Below are 23,684 nucleotides of genomic sequence, written 5' to 3' on the forward strand. Positions count from 1 at the left end.
ATTGGATTTGTGTCCACAAATCCGAAAAACATGCTTGTTAGGGCGCTGCCCTAAGACCCGTTATATTTGCGAAAGGAGTTGTTTTCCAGCCATGAACAAAACAGAGCTAATCAAAGTTCGGGTTACACAAGATGAACTAGAGATAATTGATAAAAAGGCACAAGTAGCAGGTTTGAAAAGAAGTCAGTACGTTAGAAAAATTTGTACGCAAGGATACATTGTAATTAGAAATTTTGACGAAGTTGAAAAGCTTGTTTATGAGATAAACAAGATCGGAAACAACATAAATCAGATTGCACGGAAGGCGAATGAATTTGACTATTTATCTAAAGATGATTTAAAGTCTATTCGGTCAAGAATTGACGAAGTTTATAAACTGATTGAAAGCTTTTACGATGAAGGGTGATGCCTCATGCCTTACGTGAAGCAAATAACAATTAAATCGACCTTGAATAAATCCCTGAACTACATCGTGAATGATAAAAAGACAGATGAAGGGATTCTTGTTTCCGGAGTGAATTGCGCCACGAACGAAAAGCTTGCTTATAAGCAAATGATGGCGAACAAGAAGAAGCATGGAAAAGAGAAGGGAACGCTTGGATTTCATTTCATGCAATCGTTCAAACCAAATGAGCTTACCGATCCGTACAAGGCTCATGAAATTGGAATGGAGTGGGCCAAGAAGCTCCTGGGCGATAAATACCAATACATTATCAGCACTCACATTGATAAGGATCACATCCATAACCATATCGTTGTAAATTCCGTTTCCCTTGAAGGGAAGAAATTTAATGCTTGCAAAAAGAGTTTGGCCGATGCAAGGAAGTTTTCTGATGAAGTGGCAAAAGAGCATGATTTAAGCATTATTCCACCGAACAAGGAATCCAGATCAAAGTCATATAAGGAATGGAAAGAAGAAAAGTCCGGTACATCGTGGAAAGCTCGTATTAAGAAAGACATTGATTCCGTTATTTCGGATTCGTCTTCCTTTGACGAGTTTTTAAATAAGATGCGGGGAATGGGATATACCATTAAGCAGGGTCATGTTAAATATATGACTTTCCGGCTGCCTGACATGGGCCGATCCGTCAGGGGGAAAACACTTGGGCCTGAATACGAAGAAGAAAAAATAAAGGAGCGGATACTCTATAGAAGCTTCGGGCTGGAAACATCGAGCCGCCGCCGTGTTTACCGTGTCAAAAACAGGATGTCAAAACAAAGTTACCGGGATGCTGCTTTCAAGTATCGGTATAAGCGCGGATCGTTGGCCGTTAACTTTGCTCTTGCGATTGTTCTTCTCAAAACGGTGTCAGATCGAAATGCTTCTAATGGAAAGGTAGTAAAGAGGAACTATAAAGCTGATTTAGAAATCAGCAAGTTATCTAGTCAGTTGAAGTACATTAATGAGAAAAACTTGCGGAGTAAATCGGAGTTGCTTTCCGAAAAAGAGAACGTAAAAGAGAAACTTGATGAAGTGATTCGCGTAATTAATCAAGCGGAAGAAGTTAAACGTAAACTCGAATTAGCAATGCAAAGTGTGAATACTTATCAGAAATACAAGCCGTTTTTTGACGAGTATAATTCTGCTGGTTTGAAAAAAATGATTTTGAAGAACAAATACAGTTCTGAAATTTCGCTGTTTGAGAATGCGAGGGAAAAACTACAAAATTTCAAAATCGACGAAAACCAAATTTCAGATTTTGTTCAGAAATTTAAAAATCACTCTCTAAAAATTGGAGAACTGAATAAGCGAAAAGAACTACTTAATGATGAAATGAAGAAACTGAATCAGATCGAAAAAACGCTAAATGACATTTCGACAAAAACGCCAAAAAGTAAAAAACGAGAAAAGGGAGAAGAACTCGAATTTTGATTTTTTGTGTATTGATGATTTTTAAAAAACTTGCTATTCTTAAATCAGAACTTCGTTTCCAAATTTGTACAGGGAGGGGAAAAGCAAAGTGGATTTAGGAACGGATGTCGCAAATGTCGCAACGAGAGTCGGGACGGAATTATCAAAAGAAGCTGCGAAGATGACTAATGAAACGATGAAACAGCTTCTTTTGTATCTGATCCAAAAAGCAAAAGAAAGTGGCAATAAAGCCGGAGAAGTTTCCTTGAAAAAACTTCGTGAAAGCAACGAGGAAATTAAAGTCTTCGACTTGCCGAAGGATCAAATGAACGACTTCATTGTAGAAGCAAAGTTTTATGGAGTGACGTTTGCTGCGCTAGAAGAAAATGCGGACAATTATGCGATTCTTTACAAAAGTAGTGAAGAAGCCCGAATAAAACGCATCTTAAAGAACCTTATTGAGCAATCCGTTGGCGAGCAATCTGTTGGTGAACATTCAATTGAAAACGAAGAAACGCCCGAAGTTGAAAATTCCGAAACTGAAAAAAACCGGGATCGTAAAATTGTCGGGAAGTTGCTCGAACACGGTGAGGCTCCATATGAACATGATCCGAACAATGAAAAAAGCTACTACGCCAAGATCATGACGGATCAGGGAGAAAAAACAATTTGGGGTGTGGATTTAGAAAGGGCAATTCGTGAAGGCGGCGTCGATGTCGGGGATGAAGCAGAATTTGAAAACAAGGGAAGGCAACCCGTTACCGTTGTTAAAAAGGAACGCGACGAGGAAGGCAATGTGATTGGTCAGACCGAAATCCAGACGCACCGAAATACGTGGGATGCAAGACCGACACTCGCAGACAAAAGGAAAGAAGTCGAACCAATGGTAAACGGCCAAAAAGAAAGGGTGCAGGTGAGAACGAAAAATAAGGAAAGAGAGGGCAGGTAAATGGCGAAGGATCGTCTAACCGTCCAGAACATTTCCGAGATCATAAAGAAGTTGAAGGACGGAGAACAACAAGAGTTCATTGTTGGTCAAGAAGCTGCTGGCAGGATTTATGTGCAGCGAATCAACAGCGATTACGTTACAAGGCCGGACGATATGAGGGCCGGGATTGAATCAGTCGGCACAGCGGAGCAAATAGCCGAGGAAGTACATCGTTACGGAGGCGGATTTGCGAAGCTGCCGGAAAAAAGCTCGCTGCTCGAAAAGCGGGAAGAAATCAAATCATTAGTCACAGAGCAAAAGGCGAGCGATCCCCCGGTTAGGAAGGGGATAGCAAGATGAATGTCGATCCGGATAAGCAACGGAAGCGAACGCGAAACTTCCTATTGTTTCTTGCTGTTCTATATCTCGTTGTTGCTTACTTCACGGTTCATTTTGTTCAGGTTATCGAGTCGTCAAAGGAACAGTTTCAGATTCAGCAGCTTGAGCGTTACATAACATCATCCTTTGAGCGAATCGAAAACATGGAGGCCCCGAGCTTTAACCAAAAAACGCTACGAATACTTTTTCTGGAGCTACTTGCTTTCTTCCTTTTTGCGGTTTATCGAATAACCGTCCAGAAAAACTTTATGCGTGGAAAGGAACACGGGACGGCCAAGTGGGGAGGCAGCGCGGATCGGAAGAAGATCGCGGATAAAGACCCATTTAATAACGTCATCTTGACCAACACTGAAAGGCTTAGCCTGAATACCAAGAAGTTCAAGCGAAACCTAAATATCTTGGTCGTCGGGGGCGCAGGGACGGGTAAATCTCGTTTCGTTGTGAAGCCGAACTTACTGCAAGCAAACACTAGCTTTGTTGTGACTGATCCCAAAGGAGAACTGCTGCGCGATACAGGGTACTTTCTTCGGAGTCAGGGATATAACATCAAAGTTTTTAACCTCATTGATCCCTCTAAAAGCTCCAAATACAATCCATTTGCTTACATCAGAAAAGAATCTGACATCCTCAAGCTCATCCATCTTCTGATTAAAAACACAAACCCGAATAAAAATAGCGGCGGCGATCCGTTTTGGGAAAAAGCTGAAACTGCGCTCTTGCAGGCAATATTTTTCTATATCTATTACGAACTACGGGAATCCGAACATCATTTTGGGACTGTCTTCGAAATGCTACGGCTGGCCGAAGTCAAAGAAGACGACGAGGAATTTAAAAGTGAATTTGACTTCCTCTTTGAGAAGTTGAGGGAGACAAAACCGAATCACATGGCCGTGAAGCAGTATGACGTTTTTCGGATGGCTTCGGGTAAGACCGCGAAAAGCATTCTTATTTCTGCTGGCGTCCGGCTCTCGCCTTTCGGGATTTCTGAAATTGAAGAACTGCTGTCTAAGGATGAATTGAACCTTACGAAGCTTGGGGATGAAAAAACAGCGCTTTTCGTGCTTATCCCCGACAGTGACACAACGTTCAACTTCCTAGCTGCCATGATGTACAGCCAGTTATTCGATTCCTTGTATTACGTGGCCGACTTTGAAAACCGAGGAAGTTTGAAGCATCATGTTCGGTTCCTGCTTGACGAGTTCGCAAACATCGGCCAAATTCCGGACTTTGACAAAATGATAGCTACAATGCGGAGCCGGAATATATCGGTAACGCCGATCATTCAAAATATGGCGCAGCTTAAAAACCTGTATAAAGACGCTTGGGAAACGATTGTTGGTAACTGCGACTCAATTCTGTTCTTGGGGGGCCAGGAACGTTCAACGCTCGAATGGGTCAATAAAGGGCTTGGTAAAATGACCATCGACACAAGCACGTCAAGCCGATCCAGAGGACGAAGCGGTTCAACAAGCGTCAGCTATGGCATACAGGGTCGTGAATTAATGACAATCGACGAAATTTCCAGAATGCCAAATGAAAAGTGCATCTTGTTTGTCCGGGGGTTAAGCCCGTTTTACAGCGACAAATTCAAGCTGGAGAAGCACAAAAACTATAAGTTTTTGTTCGACGCAAACGACCAGTATTTCTTTGATCCTGCAATGGGGGTGAACTTCACAGAGAACACAGACACAGCCGCCACCGCCAGCACCGACGACACAGCGGCCAACACGGCCAGCGCCGACAGTACCGATGAAGAACTTTCGGTCTATAACATGCGAAGTCTGGATATGGAAGACACTGCTTTGCAGGATGCAAACGTTGTTGATGTCGGGCAACTGCTGGAGGACAGTACAGATGAAATGGAAGCAATTTTGCAAGAAACCAAATAACCAAATAGATGAAGGAGAGAAAAACATGAAAGGCTTTTTCGAAAACTTTTTCAAAAACAAAGAAATGATGATGAAGGTAGCTGTTTCGGCTTTGGTACTGATGACGGTTGCTAGTCCGGCTTTTGCATCTGATGCGGGTCTGGATAAGCTGGATAACCTGATCGATGTAATTGCGAAATGGTTGGGCCGGATCGGCTTGATCGTCGCTTTCTTTGGCGGGGTACAGACGGCGTTGGGCTTCAAAAATGACGACGCTGACGGCAAAATCAGAGGGCTGAAAACACTGGCTGCGGGCTTCCTTGTCTTTGGCCTCACACAGTCCTTGTCTCTGTTCGGGCTGTGAGAAAACAGAAAAAGGGGGCGCAGAGCGCCCTCAGGCTGTCGAGAAACCCCACAATATGTTGGAGTTTCTTCTTTCATAACAATAAAATTGAGCACGAAGTGCTGGAAGTCTTAGATAGCACCACACCTAACATGCCTTTGCAAGGTGGAGTGCTATCTTTTTTATATTTTGAACGGTTGCTGTCAGCAACGCTTGCTCTTGGACATTTTCACGTCCGCGCAACCTACAATAGCGAAGTCCATGCAGTTCTTTGGCATCTGCAAAACTTCGCTCTATCGTTTGGTATCTCAACCTGTATAGGTATTTTCCTGACTTACTTAAGCGGTTCTGTCGAACCCATTCTTTACTCTCTTCCCATACATGCCTGGTTATCACCTTTTGGTGATTTTTTGACCGTGTACACATAGTGAGCATCGGACATGCCTTACATATTTCTTTATTTGACTTATACATTCTGTATCCGTTACGGTCAGTTGTCGAATAAGCAAGCTCATGTTTTTGGGGGCAAATATAGACATTCTTTTCGGGATCATATTTAAACCGCCATTTGGCGATAAGGCCTTTAACAGGTGAAAAAGCTCGATGGCCAATGACGGCAAAGATATTTAGATCGTGCAGAGCCTTGCAGATTGGAGTAGTTAAATAGCCAGCATCCAATGCAACGGCTTCAATGGTATCTGTAAACCCAAACTTCTCAATTTGGTGTTGTAGCCGATCTACATAAGGAACAGAATCATGAACGTTACCCGCAGTCACGTGTACATCAGTTATGATATTGTACTTATGATCGACTGTCCGATGATCGAGATAGAAAAAGCCTTCAGGCTTTCCGTCACGAACCATGTAACCACTGTCCGGATCAGTAGTACTCACCTTGATTTCCTTTTCTTCCTTCACATCCTCTCTAGGCTTCAATCCTTTTTTCCGTGTGCTTCACGGTCTTCATTAATGGCTGCTTCTAAATCACTAAGGTAGGCTCGACTAGATTTTTCAATAACATGCTTCTTAAATTTACGTTTGTTCGCATTTGCTTTCAGATGAGTGGAATCACTTATCAAAACACGTCCGCCAACCATGCGATGTTGGATAGCAAGGCGAACGATTTCATCAAAAATCTCTTGGAAAACATTTGTGTTTTTAAAACGAGTTCGACGATTCCAACTGATGGTAGTGTGGTCTGGAACTCGATCTGTTAGTGAAAGGCCAAGAAACCAGCGGTAAGCAATATTCGTCTGAATTTCCTTTTCGAGTTGTCTTTCTGACCGGATACCGTAAAGGTATCCAATGAAAATCATTTTAAATAAAACCACCGGATCAATGGCTGGTCTACCGTTATCTTCACAATAGTATTGGCGTACTTTTTCTCGGATGAAAGAGAAGTCTACATGCTTTTGAATAACTCGTAGCAAATGGTCCTCCGGGACCAACTCATCAAGGCATACAAATTCATATTGCATTTGTTGCTTTTTTTCATTAGAGGAAAGCACAATAATCACCCGCCAGTAAATGTAATTACAAGAATATTATAACACATTAACGCGGTGTCGTCACAAAATACAGGGAAATAAAAATGGCTGTCGACTTTCTCGACAGCCTGGGGGCGCAGAGCGCCCTTTTTCTTTCAAAGGGGTGAAGTAGATGGCAAGCCCGATAGACAATATCAAAGAAGCGTTTGACGGCTTCGTGGAGGTTGTAAATGACGTCGCAATTCTCGTCAATGAAGGCCCTGCCAGTTATCCGGGGCTGTATGCAACCATTAAAGACATCCATTCGGCCATTCTCCCGGTTGGTTACAGCCTTTTGACACTATATTTCCTACTCGATTTTTTCAGCAAAACCGTCAATTTTCAGTTTTTCAAGTGGGAGACAGTCGTTTCATGTTGCGTGAAGCTCATATTTGCCAAATTCATCATGGAACACGCCTTCGATCTGCTTGACGCGATTTTCGCTATATCGGCGCACATAACGAATATGGTTGGTTTGCATGGTAGCGACCCAAAAGTTTACGTAGATTATGACGCGATAGAAGAAGAGTACAACAGTCTCGGTTGGTTCGATAAGAAGTTCTTCGCGATTAAACTTTTGCCGTTTGAAATTTGCATATGGGCGATAAAAGTCGTAATCATCCTTGTTGTTTTCGGGCGGCTTTTTGAACTACTGATTTATACGGCAGTATCCCCAATTCCAATTGCAACGGCTATTAATGATAACCTGAATGGGACAGCAAAACGCTTTATTATGGATTACGCTGCTGTTTGCTTACAGGGAGTCATTATTATCATTGGTTGTACCGTGTATATCGCGATTTCGGCTAATATCCTGATAGGTAAAGGTGACGGAGCGAATATGGCGCTATGGCAAGGGGTACTTTCCGCTTTAGCCCTCTTGATTGTAGTCATAAAGTCCAACTCATGGGCCAAAAAGCTGACTGGCGCTTGATGTATACAATGCCGCCGACGCTGCGCGACCGGCAGCCGTCGATCGGCGCGGCGGATGTATACATTTTTGACGACCTGGCGAGCTGCAGCACGTCGGAAATGTATACATCCGGAAGCGCCAGCGACGAGATCCGGACACAAAAATGTATACAGGAGGGGGGATTCCGGAATGATTGAAATTCGCATACCTAAAGAGATTCGCCAGTTTAAAGAAAAGCTGTTCTTTGGTCTAAACCTACGTCAATTGATATGTTCGATAATCGCGATAGCCATTAACGTACCTTTGTACTGGTTCGGTAAGGATTATATTGGAGCCGACGCCGCCAGTTGGATTGTAATACTGATTGCCATACCCATTTTCTTGATTGGCTTTTTCAACTATAACGGAATGACGTTTGAACAATTCGTGAAAGCAATGCTCCAAACGGAGCTTATCTATCCTCAAAAGCGGAAGTACAAAACGGTTAACCTGTTTGACGTTACAAACAAATTTAAAGAGAAAACAGAGGAGGGGAAGAAAAATGTTCTCGGCTTTACTCGGAGGAAAAAAGAAAAAAACAACGTCCAAGCGCAAGGTTAAAATCCCGAAAACTACTCAACAAACCATTCCCTATACGGCTTGCAACGAAGACGGAATTATGCAGCATGGCCGTACTCGCTTTTCTAAATCATTTTTCTTCGAGGACATTAATTATCAGGTATCAAAGCAGGAAGACCAGGAAGAAATTTTTGTCCGGTACTGCGATTTTTTGAACTATTTCGATAACACCACCGACTTACAGGTGACAATCGTAAACAAGAGCTTTAACAAAGACGAATTGCAAAGCCGGGTACTGCTGAAAACAAAGCATGACCATTTGCAAGAGTTCCGAGACGAGTACAACGGGATGCTCAAAAAGCAGGTCGTTGGGGGAAAGAACGAATTAACAAAGCAGAAGTGCATTACCGTATCAATTGAGGCTGAATCGATAGATGAAGCCCAAAACACCTTTATGCGGATGGAAACCGAAATGCAAGCTGTTTTCAAACGAATGGGAAGTAATATCCAAACTGCCGAATTGGAAACACGGCTGGAGCTTCTTCACGATATTTACCGAATGGGGCAGGAAGGCCAGTTCCAATACGATCCGATCCAGCATAAGCGTAAGGGGCTAATTACAAAAGACTTGATCGCTCCCGATTCGTTCACGTTTAAACGCGACCATATGATGATCGGAGACAAGTACGCCAGAGCGATTCATATCAAGGAGCTGCCCTCCTATCTGAACGACAAGCTGATAAGCGAAATTACTGACTTCGGCTTTAATATGGTGCTTACGCTGAATATAAAGCCAGTTGACAGCCACAAGGCTTTAAGGCTTGTTAAAAAGCAAATGACCGGGATGGAAGCGAACAAGATCGAGTATCAAAAGCGCAGCCTGAAAAATGGTTATCTTGAGGCTTTCATACCGCATGAACTAAAGCACAGCCTTGAAGAAGCAAAAGAACTGCTGGACGATTTAATAAACAAAAACCAAAAGATGTTTCTTGTGAATATTGTCATCCTTCACTTTGCGGACGACTTAGAAAGCCTAAATAAAGATGGACGCGATATTGCGGCCATAGCGAATAAATTCTTGTGTCAGGTTGGAACCCTGCACTATCAGCAAGAAGATGCGCTAAATTCTTGCTTGCCGTACGGTCTAAACCTGCTCTCCGTTTCCCGGACGCTTACAACCGAGAGTACGGCTGTTTTCATGCCCTTCACAAACCAAGAATTGTTTCAGGAAAACGGAATGTACTACGGACAAAACGCCGTTTCCCGAAATCTGATTATGTTTAACCGATTGACCCTGAAAAATCCGAATGGATTTATTTTGGGAACGCCGGGATCAGGTAAGTCCTTTGCGGCCAAACGTGAAATGATAAACGTCCTCCTGAATACGGACGACGATGTAATTATCATTGACCCGGAGCGCGAATATACCAACTTGGTTACGAACTTCAAAGGCGAGGTCATCCATATTAGCGCGGGATCGAAGAACTACATTAATCCGCTGGATATGTCTATCGACTATTCCGACGAAGATGATCCGTTAATGCTCAAATCGGATTTTATCCTGTCGCTTTGCGAAGTCATTTTAGGCGGACGATATGGACTGACACCACGGGAAAAATCAATCATTGACCGTTGCTTGAAGCTCACCTATCACAAATATTTGCAAACGTTCGATATGGCCGATGTGCCGACGCTGCATGACTTCTATGATGTGCTGCGTACACAACATGAGGAAGAAGCGCAGCAAATAGCGACCGCCCTAGAGCTATATGTAAAAGGCAACCTGTCTGTATTCAGTAATAAGACAAATATCGACATCAATAATCGATTTGTGTGCTTCGATATTAAAGACCTTGGGAAACAGTTGAAAACAATGGGCATGTTGATTGTTCTTGACCAAGTATGGAACCGGATCACCATGAACCGAAACCGAGGTAAGAGAACATGGTTGTACATGGACGAAATCTATTTGCTTTTCGCAAACGAATATTCAGCTAACTTCCTCTTTGAATTGTACAAACGGGCCAGAAAGTGGGGAGGGGTTCCGACAGGGATCACCCAAAACGTCGAAGACTTGCTTAAATCGGAGCTTGCGCGGCGGATGCTTTCAAACAGCGACTTTTTAATGATGCTCAACCAGGCGACGAGCGACCGGAATGAGCTTGCAGCATTGCTTAATATTTCGGATACGCAACTTAGCTATGTGACCAATTCAGACAGCGGGCAAGGGTTGTTATTCATCGGCAACAGCATCATTCCGTTTACGGATAAGTTCCCGAAAAACACGAAGCTGTACAAGATGATGACGACGAAGGTTGATGAAGTCGAACGTATAGTGAAGGCCCGATAAGGGGGGAGTGAATTGAAGCGAATCAAAACCACAAATTTCAGGAAAGTACAGCCTGTTAAAGTTAGTGGATTAAACAAAAAGTTCATTGAAACACATGTCCGGGTCGGAAGCTCTAGCTCTCCGATCCGGAGCGAGCAACGCAGTGATACACCCCGGACGTCTCGCCCGGAAGCGATCCGGAGCGAGCAACGCAGTGATACACCCCGGACGTCTCGCCCGGAGGCGATCCGGAGCGAGCAACGCAGCGACACACCCCGGACGTCTCGTCCGGAGGCGATCCGGAGCGAGCAACGCAGCGACACACTCCGGACGGCCCGCACGGAGGCGATCCGGAGCGAACAGGCCGAGCCGTCACGAGTGGCAGCGCAAAAGGCTGTTATCCGGAACCGCGAAACGCCCCGGACGTCGCCACACAAGGCGACTATCCGAAGCGAGCAGCTAGAAGCGTCACGGATAAGAACGCTGCACGTTCGTAAGTCTCATTTGGAAGCTCTCCGGGCTAATAAAAAAGAAGCTTCCTATAAGGCGGTAATCCGAAGCGAGCAGCGCGAAACGCCTCGGACGGTCCGCACGGAAGCGATCCAAAGCGAGCAACCGCAAGCGTCCAAAATACGGACGCTGCACGTTCGCAAGTCTCGTATGGAAACTCTCCGGGCTAAATACAAAGAACCTGCGCGGTCAGTACCGCCGCGCAGGTATTCCGTCGGGGAAAAACAAGTCACCGTAAGAAAAATCAAGCTCCATCATTTGAAAAAGCTGAAAGCAAATTCAGGGAAGCTCAAGAGCAACACAACGAGATTTATAGGGTCAGGGAAAATCAAGACGTCCTTTGCTTCTCGCGGAGCTAATACAGGGTTTAAAGCCACTCTGAAAACCGCAGCGGCGGCAAGTATGAAGCGTAATATGCGGCAATTGCGGGAAACGTCTCTCCGGCAATCCTATTATGCTTTGGACAGTCATGCGGACGAAGAACATAATATAGCAATTCAATCGCTGCTAGATTCAAAGACTGGCATTTCTAAGACAAAACGTTCCTACCGGAAAATATCGACGGCGGTTGATAGAATCAAAGGCGTTGATAGATTCAAGGGCAAGTCTATTAGAAGTATGGCCCGCCCGAAGAATTTTATGCGTGTCCGGAACATAAAAAGTGCAAGTTCGGCAGCGGCAGCAGGGAACAAGTTTTTGACCAAAAAAGCATTGGCAACGGCGGCTCGTAACAATGCCTTTAAAAGTGGATTGAAGAAGATTCTTGCATCGCCAGCAGCGGCGCTGAAACGGGGCGCAATGCTTTTAGCAAAACAACTCGCGGCAAAAGCTGCGGCTGCTGTTGCAGCAAATCCGTATACATGGGCCGCTGCTGCTGTTGTGGCTATCCTTTTACTGGTGATGATGACTATCACGAATGGCGGGGGAATGAATACGGCTGCGGCTGGAACGGCGTTTATGGCAGACGAATCGACTATTGTTCAGTACAAAGACTTTATCAAAGACATGGACACCCAATTCAAAAACCAAATCGAAAGCTACAGAAACGCTGGCTATGATGACGTTCGGATTGAGTATATGAACGAGGAAGGCACGTTACAAACGAACTGGGTCGAAATATTAGCCATTGTCGCGGTTAAATACGAGCAGGAGCTTGAATTTACGCCTGAACAACAGACTTACATGCAATCCATTTTTGATTTAATGAACCGCATCGAGACGAGGGAAGAAACTTATACAGAGACAGAATGTTCAGGTAGCGGTGAAGAAAGAACATGTGAAACAGTGACCAAAACAAGGCTGATCGTAAATATCTATTCGTACAGCATGGAAGACATTTTCGATCAAATTGGGTTCAACGAAGAACAGCAAGAGTGGGTGAGACGGCTAGTTACAAGTGACGTCATTCGGGAACAATTCCCCGATTTAGTTGACTCCATTGACTACGGAACTAATCCTTTGACGCCGGAAGAACTAGAAGCGATCCGCAACCGGATCGGCGAAAACATTCAGGGAGCAAGACGAGATGTTATTGAAGCCGGGCTTACACTTGAAGGAAAGGTTAAGTATTTTTGGGGCGGTAAGTCCCCTGCGGGCTGGAATAATGAATGGGGTACGCCAAGGCTGGTTACTGCCCCCGGAAGTAAGACAACTGGAACATATCAGCCTTTCGGATTGGATTGCTCCGGGTTCATTGATTGGGCTTTCAAGACGGGCGGTTTAGGAAATGTCTTCTCCGCTGGCGGCACATCTTACCAGTGGACGCGCACAAGGTCTATTACATGGGACGAATTGATTCCCGGTGACTTGGTGTTTAAGAACATGCCGGGGCAAGGGGGCATTAACCACATTGGAATATTCATCGGAAAAGACCAAAGCGGAAAGAACCTCTATGTTCATTGTGAAGGCGGTTCGGGAGTCGTCGTCAACAGCTATAAAGGGTTCAAATATCCACGTCGTCCGCTGATTTTCGATTGATGTATACTTTTTTCCGGATCTGACGAGCTGGCCAGGCGCGAAAATGTATACATTTCGTCCTGGCTGCAGCGTCGCCGACTGCGAAAAATGTATACATGCTCAGCGCGGATCGCGCCCGGCCGTTGCCGCGGCTCCGGATCATTTGTATACAGGAATTTTGAAGGGAGGATGACAAATTTGCGGTTCAAGATAGCAATTCCCTTAGTGATTTTTTTGTTTCTTTTTGCGGGTTACTCCTATGCGGAACCTCAAAATCCAGTTACTATAGAGAAAGTGGGAAAAGTAAAACTGGAAGCAACCGTGCCGCAAGGATTTTCAAATTCTGTTCTGATTAACTTTACTGCGGCGGACGGAAATAGTGTTATTAAGCGGCTGGATGCAGCTAACGCTTTTAAAACCAGTGAGGAAATCCCAATCGGCAAATATACGATTGGATTCATTAACATCGTCGGGCAAAACGCGACGGACTACAGCCTTCAATATCCGGAGAATTTAACGATTGAGGAAGGAAAGGAGGCAACCTTTACATTAAAAATCGAATTAAAACAGACCGCAAAAAATAATCCTGTAAAAGAGACTACCCCCGCAACGAATCAGGAACCAACGTCTGAAAAAGATTTTGAAAAGATGCTTGAACAGATGGATAGTAGTCAAGCTACAGTTTCCGAAAATCGACAAAATCAGACCGATCCGGCTCCTACGAAACAGCCTGAATTAAAAACAAACGTTCAAGTGAATTCCGGAAGAAATCCAATGAATGATGCCGCATCAGCTATCCTGTTTTTTGGCATTTGCGGTATCGTGGGCGTTCTGTTTTTTGCCTTTCGACATGTAGCCTACAAACACGATTATTACGATATTTAGGAGGAAAAAATGAAAGAGGCAAAGATTGAAGATAAGCTGTTGAAATTGTATGAGAAGCAGGAAAAACTAACGGAGAGAAAAGAAAAGATTGACGAACAGTTACGGAAGGTTAACAAGCAAATCAAGGAATTGGAGCATGAGCAGCAAGCAAAAACGATTGAAGAAACGATGGTTGTCGTCAATAAGCGCGGCCTTGACTTAAAGCTAGTTTTACAGGCGATTGAAAGCGGTCAATTGGATCACATTCTAAAATCTGAAAACAGTGATTCAGAGGAAAAACAGGAAGGTCAAGCGCAGGGAGGACAAGCAGAAGGGCAGTAAATAAAAAAATAACGAACGATGATTTTCTTCCGGAGAATCGATCGTTCGTTTTTTTATTTTTCAGTTCGGAAGATAAAGCGAAGAATGTCAACCGCTTTACGCTGGTTTTCGTCGTTTTCCTTGAGAAGTATAGCGGCAGCTTCTAATACTGGTTCGGTCATTTCCACGTCTTTAAAAACACTGTCGGAAAGCAAAGCCGCTAAACTGCATTCTAACGCCTTCGCTACTTTCTCCAATGTTTGTATTTTTACGTTGTATTCTCCACGTTCAATTTTTCCGAGATAAGAAAAGCTCATTCCGGCCAAATCCGCAAGCTGCTCTTGCGTCATTCCCTTCAATTTTCGTCGTTTCCGGACATTGCTTCCTATGATTTTTAATGTAGATTGTTCCATTTCTCACTCCATACCTTTAATAATTCCAGTGTAGTCCATCCGTGGTAGTGTTTTTAGGTATGTAAACAGACAAAAGACTTATTTTCATTGTCTGTTAGTGGCTCATTTTGTATAATGGAACATACAGCCGTCGAAGGGAGTAACCGGATATTTTCACCTTATTGAAATGGTTACTATTTTGGGGTTACTTTATTCTTTTGCTTTTCGCCGTAGCCTATTATTCGTATAAATTCATTGTTTTTGCTCTCTGATCGGAAGCGTAGCCGAAGTGACGGGGCGGAGTGGGAGCGGTAGGGGCATGGCCGCAATGGCTGGATAGCGCAGGGCGCGAGGCTCGTCGTCAAGGGCGTCCGGAGCGCCAGCGGAGGGCGGCGGAAGCGCACCCTTGACGATGAGAAGCCCTGTGGTAGCCTGCCCAGGCAGCCATGACCAAGAGCGGACACGGAGCTGCACCGCAGCCGGGATAATAGCATAAAACCATCAACGAGAAACAGTCCTTGAATTGATTTTTTAAGGGCTGTTTTTTATTTGGCTCCCGCAGTAGACGCCCCCTAAAAGTCAAGCGACTCACAGGCTCTAAGGCAGCATAGCTGCCTAAGACCCTGTAGATTCCATTGACTTTCTTTACGGGGGCTGCAAGGAAGCAAGACCTTTGCAAGCTGATTCAAGGAAGCGGAAGGTTTGAGCGCATACATATCCCTTATCCGGCCTTGCTCCTTCCGTTTTCAAAGAAGGAACATCCGCATACCGTAGCCATCCGGTCGCATGGGATCATATCGAACCTCTCCGCGCAAGGCGAAAAAATTTTTTGAGGAAACCACTCAAAAAATTTTTGTCGTCCCTTCGGGATGCCCTTGCGCTCCGAGAACCGATATGATCTTAAATTTGCGACGGCTACGGTATACGGATGTTTTTTGTTCTTTGAAAACTACATACGCAAGGCAAGGCAGCATAGAAGATCCATGCTCCAAACCTTAAAACCATCCGCTCATCGCCGCTCGGGCTAGACAGGCAAACGGTTCCGGATGTTAGGGGGTTAGGGCGGAAATGTCAAGCTTTGAAAGGAGGTGAAAACGATGGAATTGATCGACGAAATCGAACAGAAGCGCCGCGAAATGGAGAATTTGGCCCTTGAAAAAGGGTTAGGAGCGCCGGAGGTGTTGAAGGTATCCGAAGAACTCGACCAGCTTTTAAATCAATATCTGAAGGTGAGTCAAAGTGCATGTTAAAAGCCCACTTGCTTTTAGGGAAGCAAATGGGCCGGGGCGAAGAATTTTCCGAGCCTTCGCCCCTCTATTTTACCACAAGTAAAGGAGAGGGAACACATGAGCAATAAAATCTATGAAATGGTAACTGACCGCATTATCGCGGAATTGGAAAAAGGAATTGTGCCTTGGCGCCGCCCGTGGCGCGTGGGTGCGGCTGTCAATTGGAAGACACAAAAGCCGTATCGGGGCGTTAATACGCTGCTGCTGGAGCCGGGAGAGTATGCGACCTTCAAGCAGGTAAGCGAAGCCGGGGGCAAAGTCAAAAAAGGCGAGAAAGGGCAATTCGTTGTTTTCTGGACATGGCTTGAAAAAGAGAACGAGGAAACCGGGGAAAAGGAAAAAATCCCATTCTTGCGCTATTACACGGTGTTTGAAATCAATCGGCAATGCGAAGGATTGCAAAGCAAGCGGAACGACGAAACATTTGACCACGACCCAATAGAGGAAGCCGAGCGCATTTGTGCGAGCTACAAAGACGCGCCGCCCGTTCGCTTTGCTTCCGGGCGGGCATTCTATCGCCCATCTGACGATATTGTAAGCGTGCCGCCGCTATGCGATTACCCCAAGCCGGAAGAATACTACAGCACCCTTTTTCATGAGCATGTTCACAGTACAGGGCATTCCAAACGGTTAAACCGTTCCGGAATTACCGAGATTGCCGCATTTGGTGACGAGAACTATTCGAAAGAGGAACTTGTTGCCGAGATCGGCGCGGCCATGCTGTGCGGCGTTGCCGGAATCGATAACAGCACAATGCAAAACAGCGTCGCTTATATTGGCGGCTGGCTTAGGAAGTTGAAGGAGGACAAAAAGCTAATCGTTCAGGCAGCAGCGCAAGCGCAGAAAGCGGCAGATTATATTTTGGGAACTGTATTTGAGGAAGCCACCGAATAACAGCGCTCCGCCCCCTGATCGGGGGCGGCAGCTACCTAAAATATAATCTGTCAGGGGGAATTAACGATGTACACCCACGGAAAAAAAATCAATGGTCGCTTGTATGTCCGCACGTCCGGCGGAAACTGGATTGAATTGCGGTTGCTTATAGGGGTACCGCCAACATTTTAACGATAATATACGCTAAGCCTTCGGATGTACCTGGCTTAGCGTTTTTTCTTACTCTAAGCCCAATAGTCCGGGCTACACCGCCCGGACTACCGATCACTCACCTTCCTGTTGTTTCAGCGGTCGTAATGAGTTGAGAGACGTATTCTGCTTGAAGTTGAATTTGTATTCACCTAGAAAATTGATGTGCTCCCATCCAAGGGGGGAAATGTGATTTAGCAGTTCTTCCTGAAGCTTACCTTGCTTTTTGCGGTGTTCAGTTGCCTGCTGGAGATAGACGGTATTCCAAACGCTAATTGCATTGATGATAATGTTCAACGCACTTGCCCGTTGGAGCTGATCTTGTAGCGCACGTTCCCGCAGTTCGCCATGTTTGCCGAAGAATTTTTATTTTAATATCAATTCGATGATGTTGCTTGTTTTGCCACCGGATGACGAACTTTTTTGACGCATTGTCATCCTCCCTGCACCTGCCATTTCCACGAGAATTTGCCCGATGGCGTTTGTGGTATCAATCACCATGTTTTTGATTGCTTTAGGTTCCAGCGTCACCCCGTTGTCGATGGCTGTGCCATCGATCACACTTGGCAATACATTGCCGTTTGCACTGTCTTTGACGACCATGTTAATATTTTTTTCTTCGTCGCTGCCATTGTTGATCGCCACCGAAAGTGTGGTTTCTCCGTTTTTGCGAGACATCGTGAACGTGGTTTTTGAACTGTTTTCAAGCATGGGTAAACGCCTCCTTAAGCGATTGAATTATTTTGGTTTAACATATCAAAAATGCGCTGTTGTTTATTTTTTTCATCATCGAGCAGTTTGGAAATAATCCCTTCCAAATTCGTCGTCCCCGACGTGCCGCAGGTACAGCCGCTTGTTGATCCGCTAGAAGGCTGACAGTTACAGCAGGTACGGCATTTGCAAAACAAAAGCAATAAGGCTAAAAGCACGGAATTGTCGCTAATTTGAATTTGATTGCCAACGGTGAAGTTGTTGCCATTGGAGACGGTGTTTGCCGAGTTGTTTGCCGAGCTCGCTAACCCGTTTGCCGTGCTCACTAAGGCGCTGTTGTAGTCAAAGGTGTTGTTGGATTCACTGGTATTCGTGGATTCGTTGGTGGCGCAGCTGGTGGAGTTTAACGTGCTGTTGGCGGTGCTTGCGTTGTCGTTCGTTGAAGAGTTGTCAGCATTGGAGGTATTGGTGGTAGTATTATCGCCTGTCGACGCTGTTGCTGTAGGCGTAGAGGTGTTATCACCTGTGGTGGCAGTGGCACTGGTTGTGGATGAATTATCGCCAGTGGTTGAGGAACTGTCACCTGCACTCGATGTAGCATCTGTATCCGATGAGTTTGTTGCAGGACCACTTGTTGTGGTTGACGTATTATCACCATTCGTTGATGTGCTATCACCTGAGCTGCTGGTGGCGTCCGTATCCGATGAGTTGGCCGCAGGACCACTACTTGTGGTGGAGGTATTATCTCCATTGGTGGAGGTACTATCACCCGATGACGAAGTGCTGGTGGCGTCTGATGCGTTGTTCGAGCCGCTAGTTGAGGTTAATGTATCGGTCACGGTAGCCGAACTATCATTATCACTGTTGTTGGTTGCACCACTGGTGGAATTAACCGTTTCGTTAATGGTAGAGTCACTATCGGTATTAGAGGTATTGTTCGAGCCGCTTGTGCTTGTTAATGTGTCATTGACAGTAGCCGAACTATCATTATCACTGTTGTTGGTTGCACCACTGGTGGAATTAACCGTTTCGTTAATGGTAGAGTCACTATCGGTATTAGAGGTATTGTTCGAGCCGCTTGTGCTTGTTAATGTGTCATTGACAGTAGCCGAACTATCATTATCACTGGTGTTGGTTGCACCACTGGTGGAATTAACCGTTTCGTTAATGGTAGAGTCACTATCGGTATTAGAGGTATTGTTCGAGCCGCTTGTGCTTGTTAATGTGTCATTGACAGTAGCCGAACTATCGTTATCACTGGTGTTGGTTGCACCACTGGTGGAATTAACCGTTTCGTTAATGGTAGAGTCACTATCGGTATTAGTGGCGTTCGTTGCCGTACTTTGGTTATCGACTTTTTCGAAAATTTTCGAGTCGCTGTCGCTTTCCGAATGATTTTTAGCGCCACTTTCGCTTGTAAGTTGATCGTTAATGGTGGATCCGCTGTCGTTATCATTTGTGCTTGTGGCATTACTAATGGCATGAGCTTGGTTTTTAGCAAGGTTTTTAGCAAGGCTTTTGGCAATCGCCTTGTCGATCGCCTTGGCTAAGGAAATCGTCACTTTGACAGGCGGCTTGCGGTGTTTGTGTTTTTTACGATGACAGCTACACGCTGTTTGCTGGGAAGATTTTTTTTTGCAGGTTGTTTTTCTTTTTCTAAATTCCTTTGTCATTACTTCTATCCTCTCCTTTGATGGGGGTAGTTGACTACCCTTTAGTATATTTGCCTGCTATTAACTCGGAAACGGCGAATCTACCTATAAATTTTTGTCCATCTATCAAATACACAGAAAATGGGCAAAAAAAGACCTTGTCTCGCTCTCGGCAAGACAAGGTAAGGTCCATGACAAAGGAGGTGTAGCTACCCTATGTTTGATATATGCAGGAGGACGGGTTTTCGCTCCCCTTGCCCTGGACAGTCAACCGGGGTATTGCCAACAAAACGCGGAAAGCGTACGCTAAGAAACCTTGAAATTTATTAGCCTCAATCTATCCAAATGATTCCATCCAAAAGAAGCAAACCCTCCCTACTTTGCAAGGGCTAGGGGGATTACCAAGAATATAAAAGAGAAAAGAATCGGAAATAAGATCAACCTCAAATAGTCGGTGATTCCTTAAGTATAAGAAACGTTGGCTTTTTTATATGACGGTTTGTCAAGCCAAGTGCGACAGAGCTTCCAAGAATGATTCGTGAGCGGTTTTCCAGCCTAAACATTTTCTCGGTCGATTGTTAATGAGATACAGTGCCTGACCCAATTCTTCCTCGGAAACCTCAGCGAAGTCTTTTCCTTTTGGGAAAAATTCACGAAGAAGTCCATTGGAATTCTCATTGGTGCCACGTTGCCAGGAAGAGTATGGATCGGCAAAGTAAATGTTTAGGTTATGGACGGATTCCAGGCGATCATAACAGGCAAATTCTTTTCCTCGATCAACAGTGGCTGTTTGAAACGTACCTTTGGGAAAAGAGCGAGCAATCATACCAAATGCCTTCTCTAGCGAAATGGAAGTCCGATCAGGCATCTTGATAGCAAGATAGAGACGGGTCTTACGCTCGGCAAACGTGGCTACACATGCTTTACTTTTTCCTCGACTCGAAACAACCGTATCAAGCTCCCAGTGACCAAAACTCTCGCGTTTTCTCACTTCTTTGGGTCGCTGTTGAATGGATTTACCTACGTTAAATCGACCACGTGTTTCACGAGGCTGTCTGCGTTTTCCTTTATGGCGCAAGACAGTGGTATCTCCTTTCACCAAAAGTCCTTGATACAGCCATCGGTAGATCGTTCTAAACGATACCTTCTGCTCTGGGCAGTCTTGGCTCATACGTCCGGAAATTTGCTCGGGAGACCAGGTTTGCGCTAATTTTTCAGCAATATAGGAGCCACGTTCGGGTGTCCATTTGCCACGGGAAGTGGACTTCTCTCGACGCTGCCCATACGCATGATGAGCCGTCTCGGCTTGATATTCGCCTGCCTCCATTCCCCGAGTTAACTCACGGGCAATCGTAGAGTGATGCCGTTTGAGTTCAGTGGCAATGGCCCGAGTAGACCAACCCAGACGATGGAGTAACGCTAGCTGACTGCGCTCTGTTATGCTAAGATGTGAATAACTCATGATTGATTCTCCTGTGTAAATGTGTTGTGGTAACTTCATTTTACACGAATCAATCATGGGCCATTTTTTTGCCTTTGGTTAGGTGTCGCACTTCATATTACAATCCGTCATATAGAAAAATCCTTAGAGTATATTTTCGTCAAAATGTTGGATGGACCCCTTATAGATAAATACGCCTTAAAGTCGATTTCATAGGGAGGGGCTTTGTATGACGGTATATAGAGCGGAGGACGGAACGGCCTATACTCAGGAAGATATAAACGCATTGATCGACCACTATTTAAGCAAAACGCCCGGATGGTCTATAGAAGCCCGTTTGTTTCCTTTGGTTCGGGGCGTTCTCTATCATTATGTGCTGGCGCTGGCGACATGGGAGCATCCAGCAACAATATTAGATCAAATTGACGATGAAGAACGAAGTATCATCATAGAGCGTGTGAGCGCAATTTTGGCGTAAAAGCGCCGCCCCCAACCGGGGCCCCTTCCCCGGTCGGGGGCGGAAAAGCAGAAAAACATTCACTCAAAGGACAAAAGCAATTCTATTGATTGTTCGTTTATGACCAAAATTTTTTTTGTATACATTTTTCCGGATCTTGTGAGCTGGCCAGGCGCGAAAATGTATACATATCGTCCTGGCTGCAGCGATGCCGGTTGCAAAAAATGTATACACACGCGGCGCGGATCGCGCCCGGCCAACGCAGCACCCGGCTACATCCTGTATACACTTCGACACAAAGCGCTTTTCGATGTCGTTTTGTGTCGCGTCTATCATAGCTTGTCAAACAAAATATGATGTGGAATAATGTAGTTAAATCTATTAAACTTATTTGAAAACAAAATAAAATAAAGCCATTGTTTCAGCCGCAACGAGCTACCAACTCGTTAGCTGCTCCGTCTGAACCTCCATTCAGCGAAACAGGTGCCTCACAACAGCTTTTCGGATACCTTTAGTATACCCAAATTTCGTGGTATTTACAAGGATTCTTGAAAGGAAGTTCGTGGCTTTTTACTAAATGTAAAAAGGCCCCTAATCGCCCTGTGAAGTTCGGCGGTTAGGGGCTTTTCTGGTTTTCAAAAATAGATTCCAACAACTAGAGATACATATATGAGCCAAACAGAAAAAGCGAATATCAGGCGCACGATTTCCCATTTTTTGAAAAATGGTAATCGTATGCTTAGTTTCTTATTGCCTTTTTTCGGACTAAGCAGAATGCCACCCAAAACGACGTGAAAAAAATGGTCAAATCGATCACACATCGGGTTTGTCGTCCCGATCTCCCCGGAAGCGGCCAGCGGCGAAAAAGTCCGAACCTGAAACGGTGTAGGCGGCGCGACGTCCGATATTAAACTGCTTGGGGATGATTAAGCCAGCTAAATGGCCTTGATTATTCGCGCCCGATTGCGCCCCTGCAATCGCTCCAGATTGGCGATGTGACTCCATCGACCATATTCCCGTCCGTGTACGCCGAAAGGCGTAGGCTGGCTGTCAGAGCGCCGCACATATATGCGGCCACGTGGTAAAGCACGACCTGGGCACGTTGAATGACAGTAAAAGCGAAGCGACCGACGGCGGCTCCGTTACGCCTAACGTTGACCCTAGCCTAGCCCTCCTTATGCCGTTTTCGGCTATAAGGGGGGCGTGTGCTCGCTCGCTCAAGCTCTCCACCCGCCTATCACAAACCCCAAGCCCCGTCAAGCACAAATTTGCGAGCACACAAACGCAGGGGCGGGCGTGGGGAGGATGATTTTAATCCATAAGGCGAGCGTAGCTCGGCTACCTTTCATTGCGGCTGTGGATAAAGATTGAATATTGATAGAGTTGTCCACAAGACCTTTTTAGACACCTGTTTGCCGCACCTGCGGCACAACAACACTTCCTCCGACCTCTGGCATTGATTTACATTAACGTCAATGTTAATATTAATGTATACATAAATTTATTGAGGGTAAGCTTTATGGTTCAAAGGCTCATTAGTCCGGTGTTATACGATTAGGAGGAAGTGAGGGGGGAGTGTCCCGGCGCGTGTTTTTTGCTCGACGGATAAAAACATTATTGTTAATGTTAATGTAATTGTTTATAATGATGTTGAGGGGGAATACATGTACATACTTGCAATGCTGTCTATGCTGCTTGACCATGTAGGAATTGTGTTCTTTCCGGAAGAAATTACTTATAGGATTATCGGGCGGCTGGCTCTGCCTATTTACGCTTTCGGAATTGTACAAGGCTTCCGGCACACTTCCAGTTTTCGGCGCTACGTTTGCCGTCTGTTGCTGCTTGCGGCAGTTTCGCAGATTCCTTTCATGCTGGCGGTGAGCGATTCGGAAATAAATATTATAGGGACATTCATAATTTGTTTGGTAGTTTTGAAACTGCTCGGCTCCATGAAAAATACAGCGTGGAAAGTCTTGCTGATCGGGGGGGCGGCGCTGGCCCTAGAACTATTTCCGTTTGAATATGGCTGCTACGTCTTGGTTTTGGTGCTGATCTTTCATTACTCAAAAAGCGAGATTTTAATGCACTTGGTACTGAATGCCCTGTTTTTACCGATTATGCCTCTACAGGTTTTTAGTGTATTGGGAACGGCATTAATCAAATCCGGGTTTTATGTGGGACGAGTTCCGCGCTGGATGTGGCGGAGCTTCTATCCAGCACACCTTACGATCATTGCGGTAATATTATATTTTTATCAACGTTAACATTAACATTAACGCATATAATTATATT

The 23,684-nt window shown here is 45.1% G+C and carries 23 protein-coding genes and 1 pseudogene; 17 read left to right on the top strand and 7 right to left on the bottom strand.

Annotation, left to right across the window (positions count from 1 at the left end):
• Window positions 1-91 precede the first annotated feature (91 nt).
• The 6 genes from V5G20_RS26890 to V5G20_RS26915 all read left to right on the top strand — a co-directional run bounded on the left by V5G20_RS26890 (window position 92) and on the right by V5G20_RS26915 (window position 5,411).
• Window positions 92-406 carry a MobC family plasmid mobilization relaxosome protein gene (locus V5G20_RS26890; RefSeq protein ID WP_197187528.1) on the top strand — a complete coding sequence of 105 codons (315 nt, stop codon included), beginning with the start codon at window positions 92-94 and terminating at the stop codon, window positions 404-406.
• A gap of 6 nt (window positions 407-412) precedes the next feature.
• Window positions 413-1,873: a relaxase/mobilization nuclease domain-containing protein gene (locus V5G20_RS26895; protein WP_241752975.1), complete on the top strand. Its 1,461-nt coding sequence runs from the start codon at window positions 413-415 to the stop codon at window positions 1,871-1,873.
• 88 nt (window positions 1,874-1,961) lie between these two features.
• Complete coding sequence (locus V5G20_RS26900) at window positions 1,962-2,801, top strand: DUF3801 domain-containing protein (protein ID WP_197187526.1); 840 nt, start codon at window positions 1,962-1,964, stop codon at window positions 2,799-2,801.
• Window positions 2,802-3,140 carry a hypothetical protein gene (locus V5G20_RS26905; RefSeq protein ID WP_197187525.1) on the top strand — a complete coding sequence of 113 codons (339 nt, stop codon included), beginning with the start codon at window positions 2,802-2,804 and terminating at the stop codon, window positions 3,138-3,140.
• Window positions 3,137-5,068, top strand: coding sequence for a VirD4-like conjugal transfer protein, CD1115 family (locus V5G20_RS26910; protein WP_197187524.1), 1,932 nt, complete (start codon window positions 3,137-3,139; stop codon window positions 5,066-5,068). Before V5G20_RS26905 ends, V5G20_RS26910 begins: the two co-directional genes overlap by 4 nt.
• Window positions 5,069-5,093: 25 nt before the next feature.
• On the top strand, window positions 5,094-5,411 hold the full coding sequence (locus V5G20_RS26915; RefSeq protein ID WP_197187523.1) for a hypothetical protein: 318 nt from the start codon (window positions 5,094-5,096) through the stop codon (window positions 5,409-5,411).
• Between the two features lie 126 nt (window positions 5,412-5,537).
• Here V5G20_RS26915 and V5G20_RS26920 read toward each other — a convergent pair.
• Window positions 5,538-6,868 (bottom strand): IS1182 family transposase gene (locus V5G20_RS26920; RefSeq protein ID WP_122958896.1). Its coding sequence is split into 2 segments (ribosomal slippage): window positions 5,538-6,328 and window positions 6,328-6,868, totalling 1,332 coding nucleotides; the frame shifts between segments, so codons are not numbered across the junction.
• Window positions 6,869-7,049: 181 nt separating this feature from the next.
• On the opposite strand from V5G20_RS26920, the gene V5G20_RS26925 reads away from it, so the two are divergent.
• From V5G20_RS26925 to V5G20_RS26955, 7 genes are all read left to right on the top strand, one after another.
• Window positions 7,050-7,850: a hypothetical protein gene (locus tag V5G20_RS26925; protein ID WP_197187522.1), complete on the top strand. Its 801-nt coding sequence runs from the start codon at window positions 7,050-7,052 to the stop codon at window positions 7,848-7,850.
• Complete coding sequence (locus tag V5G20_RS26930; RefSeq protein WP_338463496.1) at window positions 7,847-8,026, top strand: hypothetical protein; 180 nt, start codon at window positions 7,847-7,849, stop codon at window positions 8,024-8,026. The genes V5G20_RS26925 and V5G20_RS26930 overlap by 4 nt, the downstream gene beginning before the upstream one ends.
• Window positions 8,019-8,429: a PrgI family protein gene (locus tag V5G20_RS26935; RefSeq protein ID WP_197187521.1), complete on the top strand. Its 411-nt coding sequence runs from the start codon at window positions 8,019-8,021 to the stop codon at window positions 8,427-8,429. Before V5G20_RS26930 ends, V5G20_RS26935 begins: the two co-directional genes overlap by 8 nt.
• Entirely contained in the window at window positions 8,371-10,737 is a 2,367-nt protein-coding gene (locus V5G20_RS26940; protein ID WP_197187520.1) for a VirB4-like conjugal transfer ATPase, CD1110 family, read from the top strand. Before V5G20_RS26935 ends, V5G20_RS26940 begins: the two co-directional genes overlap by 59 nt.
• A 12-nt stretch (window positions 10,738-10,749) precedes the next feature.
• On the top strand, window positions 10,750-13,203 hold the full coding sequence (locus V5G20_RS26945; RefSeq protein WP_197187519.1) for an NlpC/P60 family protein: 2,454 nt from the start codon (window positions 10,750-10,752) through the stop codon (window positions 13,201-13,203).
• A 177-nt stretch (window positions 13,204-13,380) separates the two neighbouring features.
• Window positions 13,381-14,067, top strand: a complete 687-nt coding sequence (locus tag V5G20_RS26950; protein ID WP_197187518.1) for a hypothetical protein — start codon at window positions 13,381-13,383, stop codon at window positions 14,065-14,067.
• Between the two features lie 9 nt (window positions 14,068-14,076).
• Window positions 14,077-14,388 (top strand): hypothetical protein, encoded by a 312-nt coding sequence (locus tag V5G20_RS26955; RefSeq protein WP_206699397.1) that lies wholly within the window; start codon window positions 14,077-14,079, stop codon window positions 14,386-14,388.
• A 53-nt stretch (window positions 14,389-14,441) separates the two neighbouring features.
• Here the strand turns inward: V5G20_RS26955 and V5G20_RS26960 are convergent, their stop codons facing one another.
• On the bottom strand, window positions 14,442-14,780 hold the full coding sequence (locus tag V5G20_RS26960) for a helix-turn-helix domain-containing protein (RefSeq protein ID WP_197187517.1): 339 nt from the start codon (window positions 14,778-14,780) through the stop codon (window positions 14,442-14,444).
• Window positions 14,781-15,856: 1,076 nt separating this feature from the next.
• Here V5G20_RS26960 and V5G20_RS26965 point away from each other — a divergent pair.
• Together V5G20_RS26965 and V5G20_RS26970 are read left to right on the top strand one after the other, a co-directional pair.
• On the top strand, window positions 15,857-16,009 hold the full coding sequence (locus tag V5G20_RS26965; protein WP_197187516.1) for an aspartyl-phosphate phosphatase Spo0E family protein: 153 nt from the start codon (window positions 15,857-15,859) through the stop codon (window positions 16,007-16,009).
• Window positions 16,010-16,105: 96 nt separating this feature from the next.
• Window positions 16,106-16,942 carry an ArdC family protein gene (locus V5G20_RS26970; RefSeq protein ID WP_197187515.1) on the top strand — a complete coding sequence of 279 codons (837 nt, stop codon included), beginning with the start codon at window positions 16,106-16,108 and terminating at the stop codon, window positions 16,940-16,942.
• 264 nt (window positions 16,943-17,206) lie between these two features.
• On the opposite strand, the pseudogene V5G20_RS26975 reads toward V5G20_RS26970, so the two are convergent.
• From V5G20_RS26975 to V5G20_RS26990, 4 genes and pseudogenes are all read right to left on the bottom strand, one after another.
• Window positions 17,207-17,494 (bottom strand): annotated as a pseudogene (locus tag V5G20_RS26975) (Tn3 family transposase); the annotation flags it as partial.
• 3 nt (window positions 17,495-17,497) lie between these two features.
• Window positions 17,498-17,842: a hypothetical protein gene (locus V5G20_RS26980; protein ID WP_006211803.1), complete on the bottom strand. Its 345-nt coding sequence runs from the start codon at window positions 17,840-17,842 to the stop codon at window positions 17,498-17,500.
• Window positions 17,843-17,856: 14 nt separating this feature from the next.
• Window positions 17,857-19,515, bottom strand: a complete 1,659-nt coding sequence (locus V5G20_RS26985) for a hypothetical protein (RefSeq protein WP_338463495.1) — start codon at window positions 19,513-19,515, stop codon at window positions 17,857-17,859.
• A 481-nt stretch (window positions 19,516-19,996) separates the two neighbouring features.
• A complete protein-coding gene (locus V5G20_RS26990) occupies window positions 19,997-20,956 on the bottom strand; it encodes an IS30 family transposase (protein ID WP_327953988.1) in 960 nt (319 codons plus the stop codon).
• Between the two features lie 208 nt (window positions 20,957-21,164).
• Here V5G20_RS26990 and V5G20_RS26995 point away from each other — a divergent pair, with 208 nt between their 5' ends.
• On the top strand, window positions 21,165-21,413 hold the full coding sequence (locus tag V5G20_RS26995) for a hypothetical protein (protein WP_197187514.1): 249 nt from the start codon (window positions 21,165-21,167) through the stop codon (window positions 21,411-21,413).
• Between the two features lie 792 nt (window positions 21,414-22,205).
• Here V5G20_RS26995 and V5G20_RS27000 read toward each other — a convergent pair.
• Window positions 22,206-22,397 carry a hypothetical protein gene (locus tag V5G20_RS27000; protein WP_197187513.1) on the bottom strand — a complete coding sequence of 64 codons (192 nt, stop codon included), beginning with the start codon at window positions 22,395-22,397 and terminating at the stop codon, window positions 22,206-22,208.
• Between the two features lie 659 nt (window positions 22,398-23,056).
• Here V5G20_RS27000 and V5G20_RS27005 point away from each other — a divergent pair.
• A complete protein-coding gene (locus V5G20_RS27005) occupies window positions 23,057-23,656 on the top strand; it encodes a TraX family protein (RefSeq protein WP_197187512.1) in 600 nt (199 codons plus the stop codon).
• The last annotated feature ends 28 nt before the right edge of the window (window positions 23,657-23,684 follow it).

Origin of the sequence: Brevibacillus borstelensis (assembly GCF_036700025.1) — a bacterium.
Taxonomy (GTDB): domain Bacteria; phylum Bacillota; class Bacilli; order Brevibacillales; family Brevibacillaceae; genus Brevibacillus; species Brevibacillus borstelensis.

Excerpts from the sequence above, each read along its gene's own strand:
- V5G20_RS26890 (WP_197187528.1), top strand. The coding sequence starts at position 92 with ATGAACAAAACAGAGCTAATCAAAGTTCGGGTTACACAAGATGAACTA.
- V5G20_RS26895 (WP_241752975.1), top strand. The coding sequence starts at position 413 with ATGCCTTACGTGAAGCAAATAACAATTAAATCGACCTTGAATAAATCC.
- V5G20_RS26905 (WP_197187525.1), top strand. The coding sequence starts at position 2,802 with ATGGCGAAGGATCGTCTAACCGTCCAGAACATTTCCGAGATCATAAAG.
- V5G20_RS26910 (WP_197187524.1), top strand. The coding sequence starts at position 3,137 with ATGAATGTCGATCCGGATAAGCAACGGAAGCGAACGCGAAACTTCCTA.
- V5G20_RS26915 (WP_197187523.1), top strand. The coding sequence starts at position 5,094 with ATGAAAGGCTTTTTCGAAAACTTTTTCAAAAACAAAGAAATGATGATG.
- V5G20_RS26925 (WP_197187522.1), top strand. The coding sequence starts at position 7,050 with ATGGCAAGCCCGATAGACAATATCAAAGAAGCGTTTGACGGCTTCGTG.
- V5G20_RS26935 (WP_197187521.1), top strand. The coding sequence starts at position 8,019 with ATGATTGAAATTCGCATACCTAAAGAGATTCGCCAGTTTAAAGAAAAG.
- V5G20_RS26940 (WP_197187520.1), top strand. The coding sequence starts at position 8,371 with ATGTTCTCGGCTTTACTCGGAGGAAAAAAGAAAAAAACAACGTCCAAG.
- V5G20_RS26955 (WP_206699397.1), top strand. The coding sequence starts at position 14,077 with ATGAAAGAGGCAAAGATTGAAGATAAGCTGTTGAAATTGTATGAGAAG.
- V5G20_RS26960 (WP_197187517.1), bottom strand. The coding sequence starts at position 14,780 with ATGGAACAATCTACATTAAAAATCATAGGAAGCAATGTCCGGAAACGA.
- V5G20_RS26965 (WP_197187516.1), top strand. The coding sequence starts at position 15,857 with ATGGAATTGATCGACGAAATCGAACAGAAGCGCCGCGAAATGGAGAAT.
- V5G20_RS26970 (WP_197187515.1), top strand. The coding sequence starts at position 16,106 with ATGAGCAATAAAATCTATGAAATGGTAACTGACCGCATTATCGCGGAA.
- V5G20_RS26980 (WP_006211803.1), bottom strand. The coding sequence starts at position 17,842 with ATGCTTGAAAACAGTTCAAAAACCACGTTCACGATGTCTCGCAAAAAC.
- V5G20_RS26985 (WP_338463495.1), bottom strand. The coding sequence starts at position 19,515 with ATGACAAAGGAATTTAGAAAAAGAAAAACAACCTGCAAAAAAAAATCT.
- V5G20_RS26990 (WP_327953988.1), bottom strand. The coding sequence starts at position 20,956 with ATGAGTTATTCACATCTTAGCATAACAGAGCGCAGTCAGCTAGCGTTA.
- V5G20_RS26995 (WP_197187514.1), top strand. The coding sequence starts at position 21,165 with ATGACGGTATATAGAGCGGAGGACGGAACGGCCTATACTCAGGAAGAT.
- V5G20_RS27000 (WP_197187513.1), bottom strand. The coding sequence starts at position 22,397 with ATGGAGTCACATCGCCAATCTGGAGCGATTGCAGGGGCGCAATCGGGC.
- V5G20_RS27005 (WP_197187512.1), top strand. The coding sequence starts at position 23,057 with ATGTACATACTTGCAATGCTGTCTATGCTGCTTGACCATGTAGGAATT.